Raw genomic sequence first — 1,412 nt, 5'->3', positions numbered from 1 at the left:
TGCTTCCACATCTTGGACAATCCATAGTTTTTTTCAGCAAAGATAATAGTACTATATGAATTTAACAATACCCAATTTTTTATCTGTAGATAAACTCTTCACTTACTGCTTCTTTCTAATCATCATCTGTTTCGTAATTTATCCCTCAATATTTGCGCTATCGAATGTACCATCGAGGTTACCATAGACGCAGATGATATGTCCGAAGAACATATCGTCGTCGTGCAGATATACCATAAATTCATTATCTAGCTCAAGTACAATGCAGGAGAGCTCAACCCTATCGTAGAAGTCTTTTTCGCTTATCTCTGGTGTATCTTCTTCCTGCCAATCATTCGCTAATTCGACGAGTTCCTTTGCTGCGAACTTTTTAATTCCGCTAAGCCAAGCCTCGAAGTCTTTAGTTGCAGTTTTATAGGTGTTCAAAATTTCTTGGAGTTCGTCCAAGCCTTGCGTTTCCACGGTCAGGTCTATGTCTTCATCTTGATACTGTATTGCCCCTTCGAAGCACTCGTATTCTCTGTTCAGCTCAAAATAAAAATTCTCATCTTCGAATATAACCTCGGTATTATATTCTTTTAGAATTTTGTCGAATCTTTCATCTCGCACATCTTCTTCCAATACTTCCACAAGCATAAACAGGTGTTTATAGCGTGATTTCCCTTCTGGCTTTTGCGGACGCACTTTAATTCGGTAAGCAGTTTGCGGCTTAAAATAATACTTCCAATCCTTGTCTTCCACTATCCACTCAAGGCGAATAGATTTTGAATGCAGAGAGTTATCCACAAGTTCTATAAAAGCCAGCGGGCGATTAGACGGCACCCACATATCATCGTATTTTGCTGCGCCGCTAGTACTGGTCTCGATAAGTACCAAAATCTCTTTTTCTTCTTCAAGAAATTTCGAGTAAAATTTTTCCTGTGTAATTACTTTATTCATGAATTTTCTTATTTAATTTCTTTTGAGGTTTAATTCCCATCTGCTTACAGTGAGAAGCAAAAATTATTTCTCGATGATACCTCATCCGTTTGTCACGGGGGCTCATTATATATAGGAGTAAACTTCGGTTTCATTTTAAAAACTTGTAATTCTTCTTGGTTCCCGCTCATCCACATAAAATACTTTCCATTTTATTAACCATAGAGCCGTCCAAGGAATACTCACTACAGTTCATATTCAGCTTATCTAACTCTTTTTTTAATTCTTTCCTGTTCATTTATTACTCACACATTTCAATAATTATTTTAAACGATTATCCGTATTTATACCTAAATTTATTTCTATAGGTTACGCAAGCTACCAGCAATCTTCCAAAGAGAGCTTCTCCCCCATATCTTCGATTAAACTTGTAACAGAATTCATCGAGATAGTTTTGCAGGAATTCAGGTTTGATGTCATGAAATGTGTTTATC

General features: G+C 36.5%; 1 protein-coding gene and 1 pseudogene. Both read right to left on the bottom strand.

Translation table 11 applies throughout. From position 1 onward, the window contains the following. Positions 1 to 138 precede the first annotated feature (138 nt). A complete protein-coding gene (locus tag EII41_RS13530; RefSeq protein ID WP_124790995.1) occupies positions 139 to 939 on the bottom strand; it encodes a DUF2262 domain-containing protein in 801 nt (266 codons plus the stop codon). Between the two features lie 313 nt (positions 940 to 1,252). Beyond that, positions 1,253 to 1,412 (bottom strand): annotated as a pseudogene (locus tag EII41_RS13525) (IS1595 family transposase); the annotation flags it as partial.

The sequence above is a fragment of the Tannerella forsythia genome (assembly GCF_003860135.1).
GTDB classification, from domain to species: domain Bacteria; phylum Bacteroidota; class Bacteroidia; order Bacteroidales; family Tannerellaceae; genus Tannerella; species Tannerella forsythia_A.
The sequence above is the reverse complement of the archived record's forward strand: the minus strand, read 5'-3'. Positions and strand labels throughout refer to the sequence as shown.

What these genes read in the sequence shown, in the direction of transcription:
- EII41_RS13530 (WP_124790995.1), bottom strand. Translation starts at nt 939, where the DNA reads ATGAATAAAGTAATTACACAGGAAAAATTTTACTCGAAATTTCTTGAA.